Annotated in this window: 17 protein-coding genes; 10 read left to right on the plus strand and 7 right to left on the minus strand. The window is 65.5% G+C overall.

The features are described from left to right. Positions 1-4 precede the first annotated feature (4 nt). Complete coding sequence (locus IM767_RS05355; protein WP_109211342.1) at positions 5-346, plus strand: hypothetical protein; 342 nt, start codon at positions 5-7, stop codon at positions 344-346. On the opposite strand, the gene IM767_RS05360 is transcribed toward IM767_RS05355, so the two are convergent. Genes IM767_RS05360 through IM767_RS05370 form a run of 3 tightly spaced genes read right to left on the minus strand, consistent with a single transcriptional unit; the run spans position 343 to position 2,164 of the window. Continuing rightward, positions 343-924 carry a recombinase family protein gene (locus IM767_RS05360; protein ID WP_052676662.1) on the minus strand — a complete coding sequence of 194 codons (582 nt, stop codon included), beginning with the start codon at positions 922-924 and terminating at the stop codon, positions 343-345. The genes IM767_RS05355 and IM767_RS05360 overlap by 4 nt on opposite strands. Then, a complete protein-coding gene (locus IM767_RS05365; protein WP_109211341.1) occupies positions 921-1,913 on the minus strand; it encodes a zeta toxin family protein in 993 nt (330 codons plus the stop codon). The genes IM767_RS05360 and IM767_RS05365 overlap by 4 nt, the downstream gene beginning before the upstream one ends. Further along, positions 1,910-2,164, minus strand: coding sequence for a hypothetical protein (locus tag IM767_RS05370; protein ID WP_109211340.1), 255 nt, complete (start codon positions 2,162-2,164; stop codon positions 1,910-1,912). The genes IM767_RS05365 and IM767_RS05370 overlap by 4 nt, the downstream gene beginning before the upstream one ends. Positions 2,165-2,511: 347 nt before the next feature. Here IM767_RS05370 and IM767_RS05375 point away from each other — a divergent pair, with 347 nt between their 5' ends. The 7 genes from IM767_RS05375 to IM767_RS05405 all read left to right on the plus strand — a co-directional run bounded on the left by IM767_RS05375 (position 2,512) and on the right by IM767_RS05405 (position 7,306). Continuing rightward, a complete protein-coding gene (locus IM767_RS05375) occupies positions 2,512-3,888 on the plus strand; it encodes a ParB/RepB/Spo0J family partition protein (protein ID WP_109211338.1) in 1,377 nt (458 codons plus the stop codon). Positions 3,889-3,962: 74 nt separating this feature from the next. Further along, positions 3,963-4,202, plus strand: coding sequence for a glutaredoxin family protein (locus IM767_RS05380; protein ID WP_109211337.1), 240 nt, complete (start codon positions 3,963-3,965; stop codon positions 4,200-4,202). Further along, the gene (locus IM767_RS05385; protein ID WP_162564349.1) at positions 4,199-4,360 is read left to right on the plus strand and encodes a hypothetical protein; all 162 of its coding nucleotides are present in this window, start codon (positions 4,199-4,201) and stop codon (positions 4,358-4,360) included. The genes IM767_RS05380 and IM767_RS05385 overlap by 4 nt, the downstream gene beginning before the upstream one ends. Positions 4,361-4,692: 332 nt before the next feature. Beyond that, positions 4,693-4,857 (plus strand): hypothetical protein, encoded by a 165-nt coding sequence (locus tag IM767_RS05390; RefSeq protein WP_162564348.1) that lies wholly within the window; start codon positions 4,693-4,695, stop codon positions 4,855-4,857. Between the two features lie 230 nt (positions 4,858-5,087). After that, positions 5,088-5,933, plus strand: coding sequence for a hypothetical protein (locus tag IM767_RS05395; protein WP_162564347.1), 846 nt, complete (start codon positions 5,088-5,090; stop codon positions 5,931-5,933). Between the two features lie 641 nt (positions 5,934-6,574). Next, positions 6,575-7,048 carry a nuclease-related domain-containing protein gene (locus IM767_RS20725; protein ID WP_239453423.1) on the plus strand — a complete coding sequence of 158 codons (474 nt, stop codon included), beginning with the start codon at positions 6,575-6,577 and terminating at the stop codon, positions 7,046-7,048. A 36-nt stretch (positions 7,049-7,084) separates the two neighbouring features. Continuing rightward, positions 7,085-7,306, plus strand: coding sequence for a hypothetical protein (locus IM767_RS05405; protein ID WP_109211334.1), 222 nt, complete (start codon positions 7,085-7,087; stop codon positions 7,304-7,306). A gap of 381 nt (positions 7,307-7,687) precedes the next feature. Here IM767_RS05405 and IM767_RS05410 read toward each other — a convergent pair whose 3' ends face one another. Then, entirely contained in the window at positions 7,688-7,885 is a 198-nt protein-coding gene (locus IM767_RS05410) for a hypothetical protein (RefSeq protein WP_109211333.1), read from the minus strand. Between the two features lie 185 nt (positions 7,886-8,070). Beyond that, positions 8,071-8,664, minus strand: coding sequence for a hypothetical protein (locus IM767_RS05415; protein ID WP_162564346.1), 594 nt, complete (start codon positions 8,662-8,664; stop codon positions 8,071-8,073). 478 nt (positions 8,665-9,142) lie between these two features. On the opposite strand from IM767_RS05415, the gene IM767_RS05420 reads away from it, so the two are divergent. Beyond that, positions 9,143-10,990, plus strand: a complete 1,848-nt coding sequence (locus tag IM767_RS05420) for a hypothetical protein (protein ID WP_109211331.1) — start codon at positions 9,143-9,145, stop codon at positions 10,988-10,990. Between the two features lie 174 nt (positions 10,991-11,164). Here the strand turns inward: IM767_RS05420 and IM767_RS21150 are convergent, their stop codons facing one another. Together IM767_RS21150 and IM767_RS05430 are read right to left on the minus strand one after the other, a co-directional pair. Further along, positions 11,165-11,794, minus strand: coding sequence for a DUF2510 domain-containing protein (locus tag IM767_RS21150; RefSeq protein WP_198425694.1), 630 nt, complete (start codon positions 11,792-11,794; stop codon positions 11,165-11,167). Positions 11,795-12,069: 275 nt separating this feature from the next. Next, positions 12,070-12,819, minus strand: a complete 750-nt coding sequence (locus tag IM767_RS05430) for a hypothetical protein (protein WP_198425695.1) — start codon at positions 12,817-12,819, stop codon at positions 12,070-12,072. Positions 12,820-12,993: 174 nt separating this feature from the next. Here IM767_RS05430 and IM767_RS05435 point away from each other — a divergent pair, with 174 nt between their 5' ends. Continuing rightward, complete coding sequence (locus tag IM767_RS05435) at positions 12,994-13,467, plus strand: hypothetical protein (protein ID WP_109211329.1); 474 nt, start codon at positions 12,994-12,996, stop codon at positions 13,465-13,467. Positions 13,468-13,533: the final 66 nt, after the last annotated feature.

Genomic DNA, 13,533 nt, shown 5'->3' on the forward strand with positions numbered 1-13,533 from the left:
CATCATGAACACCACAACGACTTCCCCCCGCGCCGCTGCGGGACGGCACCCGGACAGCATCGTCGCCTGGGACCGGGTGGAAGCGACCATCGACCGGCTCGCCGACATCCTCGATGAGCGACTCGCGGGCCACGACGACCAGCTGGTCTGCAGCCTGCAGTTCCCCGAAGCGGAAGCACTCGCGGAGGTGCTCGACGCGGGCAGGCACACCCACACCGCGGCGAGGCTGATGCACCGGTGGGCGCTGACCGAACCCGACTGGGACGACGACCGCGCCCACGAGGAGATCCTGCGCAGCTGGCTCGAGCTCGACCACCAACCGCAGCGGCCGGGCGTGGGCCGCTAACCCGCGGGGTCGGGGTGCCGGGGGAGTGGGGCGAGGGCGCGCTGCACCGAGTTGGCGCTCACGCCGAGCACCCTCGCGATGTGGGTGATCGGCCGATCCAGGTTGCGCAGCTCGACCGCCATCGCCACCTTCTCCGGCGTCATCACCGTCGGCCGGCCAGGTCGCTTGCCGGCGGCGGCCGCGGACGCCATCCCCGCCCGGGTGCGCAGACTCACCAACCGCCGCCGCAACCCCTCCTCCGCCGCGACCACCTCCGCGGGATTCACCGCGTTGTCCACAGCCGTGCACAGCGCCGGCTCCGTCAGCGATCGGAACTCGACACCGCGGGCCGTCAGCGCGGCCACCGTGCTGACGAAATGGGTGACAGTGTGCGACAGGTGCGCCGCGCTGGGCACCACGAGCACATCGCCGGCCTCGAGGAATCCCAGGCATTCGGTCAGTGCGGGGCGTTTGCGGGGGTCCGTGGTCTGGTCGTCCACGAACACCCGCACCACGCCGGCCGCGGTCAACGCCGAGATGTCGGGGGCGGGGTCCAGGTCGGGGGAGAGCTGGCGGGTGTATCCGACGAGGCGGGTCACCGCGACACGCCTCCACGCTCCGGACCCGGCGGGGCGACCACCGGGGCGGCGATGTCGATGGGTCCGGCCGTGGGAGTGAGGGTCGGGCGGAGGGCGACGAGGGCGGCGACGGTCTTCTGTTCGATCGCGGTCGCGAACTTCCCGCCCGCGGGGATGTGCAGCTGCGGGATCACGTCCCGCAGGGCCGTCTCATGCAGGTCCACCAGCATTTCAGCCACCCCGTCCGGCATCGCCCGCAGCGTGGTGGCGTAGTCGGTGACGTGGTGCAGCTCACTCAACCACTGCGTCGCATCGAACCGGACCATGCGGGCCGACTGCGCCGCAACCAGCGCCGCCTGCGCCCCCGCGAACCCGGACTCGGTCCGGGTCCCGTCGAACACCGTGCGGCCATCGCGGGCGACCACGGTCACCCGGTCCACCCACCCGGACTCCTCCACCGAGCCCACCAGCCGCCGGGTGGCGTCGAACGCCTCATTATGCGCAGCGCGGCCGGTCAGCGCCGCCGGGCGCCGCCCCTGCACGTCCTGCAGGTACCCGGACGTCACCGACAAGAGGCTCTCCGCCCGCGTCGAGCCCACCACGACCAGTCGGGTGGTGAACCCCTCACCGGCGAACCGTTGTGCCGTGCCGGCCGCGGCCGGCACGTTGCCGAACGACCCTTCCAGGACCAGCGACCGGTGATGCTCACGGGCGTATCGGATGCACGCGGCTACCCACCCTGCCACCGCTTGTGCGACCTCGGCCGACGGCGCGCTCCCCGGGGTGAGGATGCCGGGGTGGAAGGCGCGCAGGTCCTCGCCGTTGACGACCGTGGCGTCGGCGTCCCCTCCTGCACGGAGTGCGGCGCGGCCTCGTCCGGCGCCGGGCTGTCCCGCGAGAAGGGTGAATGTCGGAGCCGGGCTGGACGCGTTCCCGGGGAAGTACAGCGGCAAGATGTCGCGCCGCAGGATCTCGTCACGTCCCGTGTCGTCGACGATCGGAGTACTCACTGCGGCCCCTCGAGCTCACGGATCCGAAGGGCGATGCGCTCTGCGAGAGCGGTCACCGCGGCCCGGTCGAACCCGTCCATCGTCTCCACCTCGCGACGCCACCGGGCCAACTCGATGCGCGCCTGCTCCGCCTCGTCGCCACCTGTGCGTGCGATGCCGATCAGTAGCGAGGTGAGTGTGGTGGCGTTGTGGCGCATCCGGTCGTAGGTGACAACATCGTTGACTCGCCATGGCGAGGTCGCTCCGGGCATCGACCCTCCTCGCGGCCCATCGTACCGAGTACCCAAAAAGGGTATGGCACCTCTTTTGGTGAATCCACGAATGTCAGTGGTCAGCCGCGGGCGGCTGGCTGTGTTTTCCGCCCGCGTCCGCGGGCGTTGTTTGCCGTGAAGCCTGCGGCAGTCTACGGTCGGCGCCGCTGCGCGCAAGCAGCTTCGCTGCCGGCTCCTCCGAGACTTTCGCCACGCGGTCGCAAGCTCCCTTGTTTCGCGCCGAAACTCTCTCCCCCTCCGCCCTCCGGGTTGCACTCCGCGTCGCGCTCCCTGACAGGCACTTCGTGCCTTCACCGGCAAACAACGACAGGGAAAAGGAGAAGGACATGACCATCGACACCACCCCCACCGGGACGGTCGAGCACATCGATCCCCGCACGCTCATCGTGGAGACCAACGTGCGCACCATCGCGCCACTCGATCCTGGGTTCGTGGACAGCGTCAGGCAGGTCGGGGTGCTCACGCCGTTGCTGGCGTGGCGGGATCAGGACGGGGGAGTGCACGTGCGTGCCGGGCAACGCCGCACTCTCGCCGCCCGCGAGGCCGGTATCGCAACCGTCCCCGTCTATCTCGTCGACGCAAACGATGACGACACGGCGCGGCGGATCGTGGAGCAGTTGATCGAGAACGACCAACGTGAAGCGCTCACCGATGCCGACCGCATCCAGGCATGGCGTGCCCTCGAACTGGAAGGCCTCACCGCGACGGCGATCGCCAAGCGCACCGGCACCAAGCGCGACCGGGTCAAGACCGGCCTGGCCGTCGCCCAGAGCTCCACCGCGACGGACGCGGTCAGTGAGGGCGGGTTGACGTTGGATCAGGCGGCGATCCTGTTGGAGTTCGACGGCGACGCCGACACCGTCGCGGAACTGACCGAGGTCGCCACCACGGATCCCGGGTACTTCCCGGTCGCGGTGGAGCGGGCACGGCAGGACCGGGTTGCGCGGGACGCGAAGCGGCAGGTCGAGCAGGAGGAAGCCGGCAAGGGGCACCGGATCCTCGACGAACGTCCCAGCGACTACAACACCGCCCCGTACCGGGTGCGGATGCTCCGCACCGCCGACGACGAACCCGTCGACCCCGACACCATCCAAGGCCAGCCCGGCGTCGCCGTCTACGTCGCCACCTACCACGGGGGAGAGGCGCGAGCCGAGTACTACCTCGACGACCCCACAGCGCTCGGGTACACGGTCCGCGAAGAGTCGGGCTACGGGACCGGGGGTGCGCAGTCAGGGCCGATAACCGACGAACAGAAGGCGGAGCGGAAGGAACTCATCGCCCACAACAAGGAATGGGACGCCGCCGAAACCGTGCGCCGCGAATGGCTCACCCAGTTCCTGGCCCGAAAGACCGCGCCGAAGGACGCGCAGACGGTGATCGCCGAAGCCCTCACCGGTGCCCGGTGGAAGATCGCGGACGGCCTCACCCGCGGCTCCACCACCGCGAAGACGCTCCTCGGGATCGACGGGGCGGACTACGGCGACCAGATCGCCGAGTACCTGACCGCTCACCCGCACCGGGCCGTGCACGTCACCCTCGCGGTCGTGCTCGGCGGGATCGAGCAGAACACCAACCGCAACACCTGGCGCACACCCGGCCCGGACACCGCCTGGTACCTGCGCGCCCTCGCCGACTGGGGCTACACCCTCTGCCCCGTTGAACGCATCGCCGCGATGCTCACCGACAACGAGCCCACCGAGTAGCCGTCAGCGGGTGGGCATTCGGGAACGGATGCCCACCCGTCCGGCGACGACCCACCTTCACGGAAGGAGCAGCCATGAACGCCGTCACCGTGTACACCACCGGCCCCAGTTGCCAACGCTGCAAGCTCACCAAAGACGTTCTGACCAGCAAGGGCGTGCCCTTCATCGAGGTCGACATCCGTGAACAGTCGGCCGCACGCGAGTACGTGGTCGACGAACTCGGCTACACCGAGGCTCCCGTGGTCGTCGTCGACGAACACGACCACTGGAGCGGATTCCGCCCCGACCACATCGACCGGATCGCCCGATCATGACCACGCTCGTCGACCTTTGGCTTGAAGCCGCACACGAGGCGTATGCGCTCCGGGCGCAACTGGCCCACCTCGAGGAAGCCTGGCTCCGCGCCGAAGCCGACGCGGACTTCTGGTACTTCCAGGCCTGCAATCGCAATCTCCCGGAAGCGTCAGGCTAAGTACAACAACCCCGACGCGGTGACAGAGGCAGGTGCCGTAGCCGAGGTGCGCCGGATTGCTGGGAGTCAACCGAACGTCATCCACGAAGATCGGTCAAGAGGTTCAGATGTTCTTGGTGCGAGTCCAGGTACCCCAGCACTGTTTTTCCCAGGATTCCGCATCAGAACCCTTCCTCGTTTAGAGGCCCTTCCACCCGTCTGATCGGGTCTGGGACCAGAAACGGGACCAAAACCCGTCGGCACATCTGCGCACCCGGTCGATGTCCCGATCGCCACGCTCTCGCGGCATCCCATACGGATGTCCACGGAGGATGTCGGCGCACCTCATGTGCATGGACATCGGCACATCCGGCATCGCACCGCCGGACTTCAAGACGCAAGCGGAGATCGCGGGCATCATCGAGGTGCCCGAGCGCACGCTCGAGGACTGGCTGAAGCTGTCGACCGCAGCGCCCACGACAGCGCGGCGAACAGAGCTGCAAGGATCGCCGGCGTGACGTGCCAGACGCGGGGGCTGCGTTCGGCGCAGGTGTGCCCCGTACGTGCGCGCATGCGGACCATTTGACCCCGCGTTGCTGCGGCCGGAGGATCGATGTCGTCTGCGAATATAGAGCAACGACACCGTGCGTGATCATGTGGGGCGGGCGAGGGACAAGGATCCAAAAGGTCGGTCCCCCGTCATCGGCGCACGACGGGCAAACTGGCGCTGGCAAACTTGGGGGCTTGCATGAGCGATCCGATTTCGGGCGTGGCAATTGGGGCACTGGCTAAGGCGGCAGACTCCACCTCTGCCGAGGCAGCGAAAACTGCCGGTGGTCTGCTCACACGGCTACTCGGCCCCAGCGCCGACGTGATCGGTAACGGCTGGGCGGACAGCATACGACGCAGAAACACCGCGCGCGTGCTCGAGAAAGCCGTCAAGAAAGTCGAGGCACATGGGCACCACGACAACGCGAGTCTTCGCCTCGTCGCCTCCACCTTGGCTGCATCCGAGTTCGCGGACAATGAGATCGTTGCCGAGTACCTCAGCGGCGTTCTCGCGAGCGGGGCGGCCGAAGGTGGCGCAGATGACAGCGGCCTGCAATGGACTGCGATGATCTCGCGTCTGTCATCCCTCCAGCTGCGAGCACACTTTGCAATTTACGTGGCAGCACTCGGGGCCGCTCGTGCCGACGACCAGATCGGCGATCCATACCCTCTCTGGGGTGGGATTGGGCCGCACAAAGGTAGGGGATTCACCGTAAAGCTCGACGCTCACTCCTTCGTGACCGACTCTGAACACAAACGACCCGGTTTCGAGGATATGTTGGCCGAATCCCTAGATGGCCTCACCAGAGAACAGTTGATCGGCGATTTTGTCGGTTTGGATTCGATGTTCGTCGAGCTCACCTTCGACGGCGTTGCCCTCTTCTTGAGGGCCATCGGCACCGGACTACGGCCGTCTCGCTTTCTCGAAATTGACCCGACAGCTGCTCTCGAACAGGTCGGCATGGCCTTGCCCCACGCGGCGATTCTGCCCGAGCCGGTCGAGACGATCTTCGCCCCGAAAGCCGCCGAGTCTTCCACCTCGTGAACCGTCGGTGACGCAACCCCGGACTTCATTAGGGTGACTCGCTCGCGGAGCCTCCGACAGCGGCCTGACGCGCGCGGACAGTCCCGCCGTCGTGCGCGCCGCACGCTCGCGGATGGCGACTCGCACCACGGTCGTCAGCCGGGGTACTGCTGCTGTTGCATCCCTATTCGTGCACGTTGCACCAGGTGGTGCCGGTGATGCCGGTGCGGTCGATGTAGTCGACTGTGGCTGCTGTGTCGCGGTTGGCCGTGCAGCGATTGAATCGAACCGCTGCGGTGCGAGGTCGCCGCCGACTGCTAGGTTCGGCGCGTGACTTGGGGAGCCGGCGGGTGGGGAAAAGCAGATGCGGCTGCGCTATGCCGGCTCCTGCCGGTTGTGCGGCGATACTCTGCCTGCCGGGCGGGAGGCCGTTTACGAGCGCGCCACAAAGACGGTCCGATGCGTCGCGTGCCCGTCGGCGCTCGAGCCGGTCCCCGACGTCGCGGGTGGATCCGCACGCCGCGAGTACGAGAGACGCAAGAGCGCCCGTGACGAACGAATCCGCAGCAATCATCCCAAGCTCGGAGGGTTGATCCTCGCTCTGACGGACGAGCCGCAGAGCACCAGGGCGTGGGAGCGTGGCGCAGTTGGGGAGGAACTCCTTGCCGCGCGTCTCCAGGAACTGCCCGAGGCGGCGCGTCCTTCACGACCGTCGGATCGCCGGCTCGCGCGCGAACATTGACCACATCGTGATTGCCCCGGCCGGGGTCTGGGTCATCGACGCTAAGCGCTACAAGGGTAAGCGCCCGACTTTGCAGGTTGAGGGTGGCCTGATTCGTCCACGCCGTGAATCGCTGCGGATCGGCGGGCGCGATGGCACGCACCTCGTTGACGGCGTCGCGACTCAGGTCGAACGTGTGGGATCGGCGATCGTCGATCCCGCTGTCAAGGTGACCGGGGTGCTGTGCTTCCTCGAGGCGGACTGGCCGCTCATCGGCGGCGACTTCAAGGTCGACGGAATCCAGGTGGTGTGGCCGCGATTGCTCGTCGAACGGATTACCTCCGCCATCGCGGCTCCGATCGACGTTGATGACGTGCACCGCCGACTCGCCGAAACCTTCCCCCGACACGCATAGCGGCCTGGACACACCCAGCCGCTCAGAGAGGAGCACATGGCCCACGGAGTCGAGTCTGGTGACGGACACGAGTGCCGCGGCTGTTGGCCGTTGCAGGAGGCTACATTCGAGAACGAACTCGAAGAGATCGTCGCTCACGAAGACCCGCATGGACGATTCATCACTGTCACCAACGCGCGGGGCGACGTCGAGCGCTACTCGCTCGACGCCCTGATGGCCAGGCCATACCTGGAGGCGCGCGGTTTCGACTGGCGATGAAACCTTGCAATCGGGTGGTGATTGCGAGGCGATAACTGCTTCGGGCATGCTGATCTCGGTGTAAGTCCTGACTGGCATCCCGCAGGGCCTGGGTTTGACACCGCCGCAGGCTCGGACGTTGGTCGGCAGACTAGGCCGGAGCGCGTCGTTTCCTTACTCGAAGGGAGCGGCGATGCCCGCCTGCCAGAAACGCCCTTATCCGACACCGGCCATCGCCGCGCGCGTGCTCCGCCGCATCCGCAGCGAGCATCCTGCGCGGGGCGAGGTTGGGATCCACCCGTGCCAGACCTGCCACGCCTGGCACCTGACGTCCGCCCAGGCGGCAGCCCGCAACCGATGGACCGCCACAGCGCTCGCCAAACTGGCGTGACGCGAGAGAGACTACGCGTCGCTTTCGAGCTGAGCTCTCGGCACGTTCGCCAGCACGTCGGCGGCTTCTGCTTCGGTCAACTCCCACCGCGAGTTCTTCACGTGATCGGGATACGTAGCGCGGAGATAGTTGCGGACCACGAATCCTGGCCGAGCCTCGTTGCGATACCCGAGGAAACGTGCGAATTCGACGGGGGTGTACGGCTCCATGTCGTGAGCGTACGCGATCGGAACTCCGCCTCACCCCATCCGATCCTCATGCGAGCTATGACCGTAAGAGGGACATTGGGTGGGGATGAGGGATCTCGCCGGCTCTGTTCAGTCTGGCGCTGAGCGATCGCGGGCGCGGTTGCCCCTGAGAGCGTGAGCGCGATTAGGGACCCCAGCCCGCGCGGTCAGGCTCGCCGATATGTCGACGTCACCACGCCTATCGATACGCCGCTCTTGACCAGATTGGCAAGGCTGCGCGATATGTGTGGCGTCCCGTAGCCCGAGCCTTCGGCGTGCGTCGACAGCTCGTTCAGACGGTCCACGTCGATGGGCGGACGAGCGGGGGCGTTCTGCAGCGGTGCGAGGTCCTCCACGAGTACTTGGCTGGCGATGCGCTCGAGGTCCTGATCGGCCGCCTGTTCCTCGGCGGTCGGTGCCGACCCTCGCCTTTCCCTTCGCTCGCGCAACTCTTGCCCATGGAGCCGTCCGAGTTGAAACTTCTCGTATGCGGCGGCGATCTTCTCGAGCGACCCCGCGAGGATGCTGATTACAGTTGCCACCGCCGTAGCGACGCCGACTGCGACTACGAAGTCGCTGCCGTACTGAACTCGGACCAAGAGGGCGTCCGACGCCCGTCGACCAGCGCGCCAGTCGGCCTCAGCGTATTCCGGTGTCGCGAAGTAGATGACATCTCTGAGTTCACGCGTCAAATCGTTGAACTCCGCGAGAGTCGTGTCGTCCGGCAGTTTAGCCGTTGCGGTCACGATGGACAGATCCACCAGCAATGACTCATCAATTGGCACGCCGTCACAGTATCCAGAAACCTCCACCGGGCATAGAGGGCGGAGGTCGGCAACGCCCCGTGGTTGATCCCGCCCTGCTATGGAAGCGAACGCGTTCGACGCTCCTGGACCCCGATCCCTATGCGAGCGATGCCCGAAGGACGAAGGACGCGGGCGGGTGTGCGCGTGCGACCCCCTGTCCGGCCACCTTGCGTTTCTGGGCCTGCTAGCGCCACTTGTCGGACCGCCGGCATGCACGACGATTAGAACGAGGCAAGAGGTCACACGCGCTAGTGGCCTGCGCATCGGGACCGACTCGTAACAGTGACCCCTGAGGGGTCCCGGGTGCTGTTTACCTCGTCCACATGCCCGCGTTGGTGAATGCAGGTCACGACCCGCCTGAGGGAGGCCGCGAGCCGCCAACACGCATCGATGCGTGTAAGAAGTAGCGACTTCTCTAGACCAGACTGAGTGAATGTTCGATGCAGAGATCGTGGCCGTGGGCGCGATCAATGAGGCAATTGCGTACTGTCCGCGGTTGAGTCCGCAGATTGCTCACAACGATAAGACCCCCATCACTGATGGTCACATCGACGTGTACGCGGGTATCGACCGCAAGAACGCCGACCTTGTAGGCCGCGTTGCTGTTCAGGTCAAGGGTCGCTCACATCACAACAGGAAGATCTTCAAGAAGGAGACGACCTCCTACGCAGTCGAGCGCGAAGTGCTGACGTTCCTACGCGATGACGGCGGAGGGGTCTACTTCTACGTCGCACTCCACCCTGACACGCGCCAACGACGAATCTTCTACGCCGTCCTCAACCCGTTCAAGCTGAATCGCCTGATCGGAGAAATGAAAGCAGATCAGAACACGAAGAGTATCCCGTTCAGGGTGCTACCTGGCGGGCCAGCCGAGATCGAACAGATTGTGCTGTTCGCACTCAACACCAAGAACCAGAACATGTCCCTCGGATCCGACCCAGCTTTGCTCGATCAACGTCATCGGTTCACGCTCTACTCGACGGGTGGCATTGATCTCTCACGCCCTGCAGTCTTCGACCTCGCAAAGACCGACTTCGCCGTCGTCGTCCACACCGAGGGCGGTCTGAACATCCCCGTCGATGTCGACCTCGAGATCTTGCCGAGCAGCTACATTCAGCACGAGCGAGACATCACCGTAGTCGCCGGCGGCACGTCCTACGCGAAGGCGCTGGTCACGCAACTCGACGAACACCGCGTGGCGCTTGATCTCTCTCCCTCGCTACGACTCGTACTCGATACCTCCGATCAGTCCGCGGATCTCAGCATCGAGGTAACGAGCGCGGGGAGCGTGCTGGATGAGCTGAACGCACTCGACTTCTTCGTCAACGTTAGCGATGGGCAGCCGGTCGTCATTGATGGAAACACATACACTCCAGCGACCGCCCCGAACCCAGCTCCCGAGGCGCTCCTCACCCAACGTCGCAGGCTCCGAGAGGTCACTGAACTGCTCGAAAAGCTGCAGGTCGATGCCGCGCTGGTGCAGCCCTCGGCCCTTGACGCTCAGGAGCTGAAGACATTGCTCGCGATTCGCAGGGCCTTGATTCTTGGTGACGCACTCCACGCCGAAGATGGTGGCGCCGGACGGTTTGACCTCAACCTTGGCGGTTCACGGGCGACATTGATGGCGGTCCCTGGAGGCGAGGACCATTATTGGCGCTTCTTCGATCTGTTCGACCCCGCCAACCGATCTCAGTTCAGGATCTACTCCGTTGGCGAAGAAGGCGAGGTCAAAGAAATTGAAGGAACGGCCTACGAAGGCTTGGAACCCGTGGATCTGGCAACGACGCTCAATCTGCGTCTCGAGGGGATCGTGGGCGCATACGAAGCGGTAAAAGATAAACGGATCGCTCACGCGCTTGCGAATCGGAAGGTGCTCCACCTAATCAGCGCGTCGGACGATCCGCAGACGCTTCAGAGCGAGGATCTCCTCGCCGCGGCGCAGAACCTCAACGACTGGCTGATTCGCAAGGAGGGTGACTCGTCCCCCAATCTCATCAATCGGTGGCAAATCCAGTCACGTCGGAGCGAGTTCACGAACGCCGAGCGGGACGCCGTACGCAATTTCCGCAAGAGCGTGATGCGCGCGAACGTGGACCAAGCGAACGTCGTCGACGCATGCTGTGCCATTCTTCTCGGCGACGAGGCGGACATACGCTATTGCGTCAGCACGCTCACTGACAAGGAGCGCGCCGACCTTGAAGGCTGGCCGATCTGGGCTCTCCATCCCCAGACCACCTCAGAGGCTGAGGCCGAGAATCATCGCGACCCGATCGCTTCCTAGACGGGTTAGGTGAACGTTCGCGTCCCGATGCCCAATCGGGCATCGTCCGATCAAGGCACCGAGAGTACGCCGCCTAACGAGTTCGTTTGACATCCCTAAGCGGGCACTGCCAGGAGCCAGCCCGTCGCGGGCAGCGCGATCCGGGGAGAGCCTGGCGCTGCGCTTCGCGGGCCGCTAGACCGGATCGACGGTCACAACTCCGTCGTTAGACACGTGCTCGGTCCAGCGTGCTCCATCCCACCACCGATGCTGGTGACGGCCGTGCGGATCAGCGGCCCACTGAGCGGGGACGGGCGGCGGAGGCGGTGGGGCGGTGGGAGGGGCCTCTGGTTGCGTCGCCGGCGCCTGCACGCTCGTCGTGCTCGTGCCCGATGATGGCTTTCCCTCGCGTATCCTCGCAGCTTCGTTCGTCACATCTGCCTTGGCGCGGTCCATGGCGGCGATCGCTCGGTCTACGGTGGCCTTCGCGGCCGCGTATGGCTGCAATGCTGCAGCCTGGCTCGACGCCAACCGACGACCTTCCGCCGCACGGCCTCGAGCCATGGCTGCACGCGTCTTACTGCCGACGAACATGCCGACTGTCTGACCCGTTGCGCGGTTCTTCAACTTGGCATCCTGGAACTGCTCGCGGATTAACCGCTCGGCCTCGGTGAGCTCCCGTTTGTAGTCACGAAGATCGCGGATGCCGTTCGAGATGACACGCTTGGCCTCAGCCAAGTCGCCCACGTCTGCAGCACGCTGAGCCTCGGCCTCCGTGGCTGCAGCGATGTCCAGGACGCGCTTGTTCAGGTCGTTCTTCCCCACGGCCAAATACTGGCAGAAGGTCGTCAGTCGTCCGCCATCTGACGCCCGCTGAGCTTGAAGTCGTGGCCCAGCCTCTCCTACCATCCTTGTTCGGGCATTGCGCGAAGGAGGCGGCTCGCGTGCGGGTCCAGACGCGTGCGAGGGCATCCTCTTGCAGGCGGGGGACCCTCAGTGGGTAGGGCTGGTTCAACTTCTCGACTTAGCGCTCCCAGCGCGATGTTGGAGACAGTGAAGGGCTCCGCTGCCGTACCAGCGAAGCCCTTCTGTCGGCGTACTTACGAGAAGTATCCGCTCACTCCGACGGACAAGGCGGGACACGACTCCCCAAACAGGCTTGCGGAGAACGTGACGGTGCCGCCGTCGGCAACCTCCTCGGTTTGCTCGGCAAAGGTGATCAGGCTCGACACGAGCGAGTCCCCCTCGAAGCAGTACACCGAAACAGCGTAGGGGCCGACTGTTTCCGCCCCCGTCGCGTTCGTGGCGCTTCCGACGATGGCGTCTCCCGACACATTCGCCTCGCTGACGGTCAGCGGCGCCGTGTTGTACGGGCTGGTGTCGACCGGACTCGTGCTCACCTCAAACTCGTACTCGGAGTCGGCGGGAATGGCGTCCGCGTTCTCGAAGAAGATGTACGCGAGCCCTACCTCACCAGGCTGGAGCTGCGCTGGTGTCGTCCCCTGACTGCTGCCGGTGGCGACGATGGATCCTCCGCTGCGCGCGGTTGCCGTCCAGTCGACGTGCGAGATTCCGTCGCTTGTGTTGTTTCGAAACGCGAAGATCAGAGTTCCGCTGACGGCGTCGAGCGGTCCTACCTGCACGACCGATACCTCCCCTGGGTCGCCGTCCCCCAAGTTCGGCTGCGCTGTTCCACCCAGGTAGCCGCTGGCGTTGAACGGCAGCGGCTCGACCTGGGCGGCCGGCTCTGCAGATGGCGTCGAAGCGGCGGCCGGCGGCTTCGTCGATGCCTCCTCGTCCGTGGCTCCACATGCCGTAAGCAGAAGCGACGCGGCGAGAATCGTCGCCATTCCCCCAATGGTTCTCATATCCGCCACGCTATCGGTCGACAGCGCCGGCAATTCGCACGACCATGCCTCAGCGCCGACCTCGATCAACTCCGGGCGCGAGTCGCGTCTCACGGTTCGATCACGGCATGCAGCGTCGCTTCTTGTGTGTCATTGCCGGTCCATAGGATTCAGTCCGTGAATCACCGCTTCCTAGCACCGCTCGCCATCGCCGCCCTCCTCCTCACGGGTTGCTCCGCCGCTGACCCGGACTCGACGAGCGCCGGCGGGCCCGCCTCGTCGTCGGCCACACCCGAGGAAACGCAAGCTCCCCCAGCTGAGCCTCTCGACCTGACCGGCGAATGGAAGCAGACCAACTCGAAGTCCGCCGACTCCTACCAGGCGGCCACAATCAGCGCCGACCGCATCGACGTCAACTGGGTCAACGACGCAGACTCCACAAAGGCCATCTACTGGGTGGGTACCTACGCAGCGCCGACCGAGGACACCGAGACATACTCGTGGGAATCGCAGGCGGACGCCACCGCCCTGGAGAACGCACTCTTGGCTTCGCAGGATCCGACCAAGACGTTCGCATATGCCAACGGTGTACTCAGCTACGAGCTCACTGCCATGGGCGTGACCATGACTGTCGAGATGCAGCGTCAGTAACCGGCGAAGGGAGGCGGCCGTAGAACACGGCCACCCCCACTTCCTCCTCAGCATCGGAGGGGCCCA

This window comes from Microbacterium ureisolvens, from assembly GCF_015278315.1.
GTDB lineage: Bacteria > Actinomycetota > Actinomycetes > Actinomycetales > Microbacteriaceae > Microbacterium > Microbacterium ureisolvens.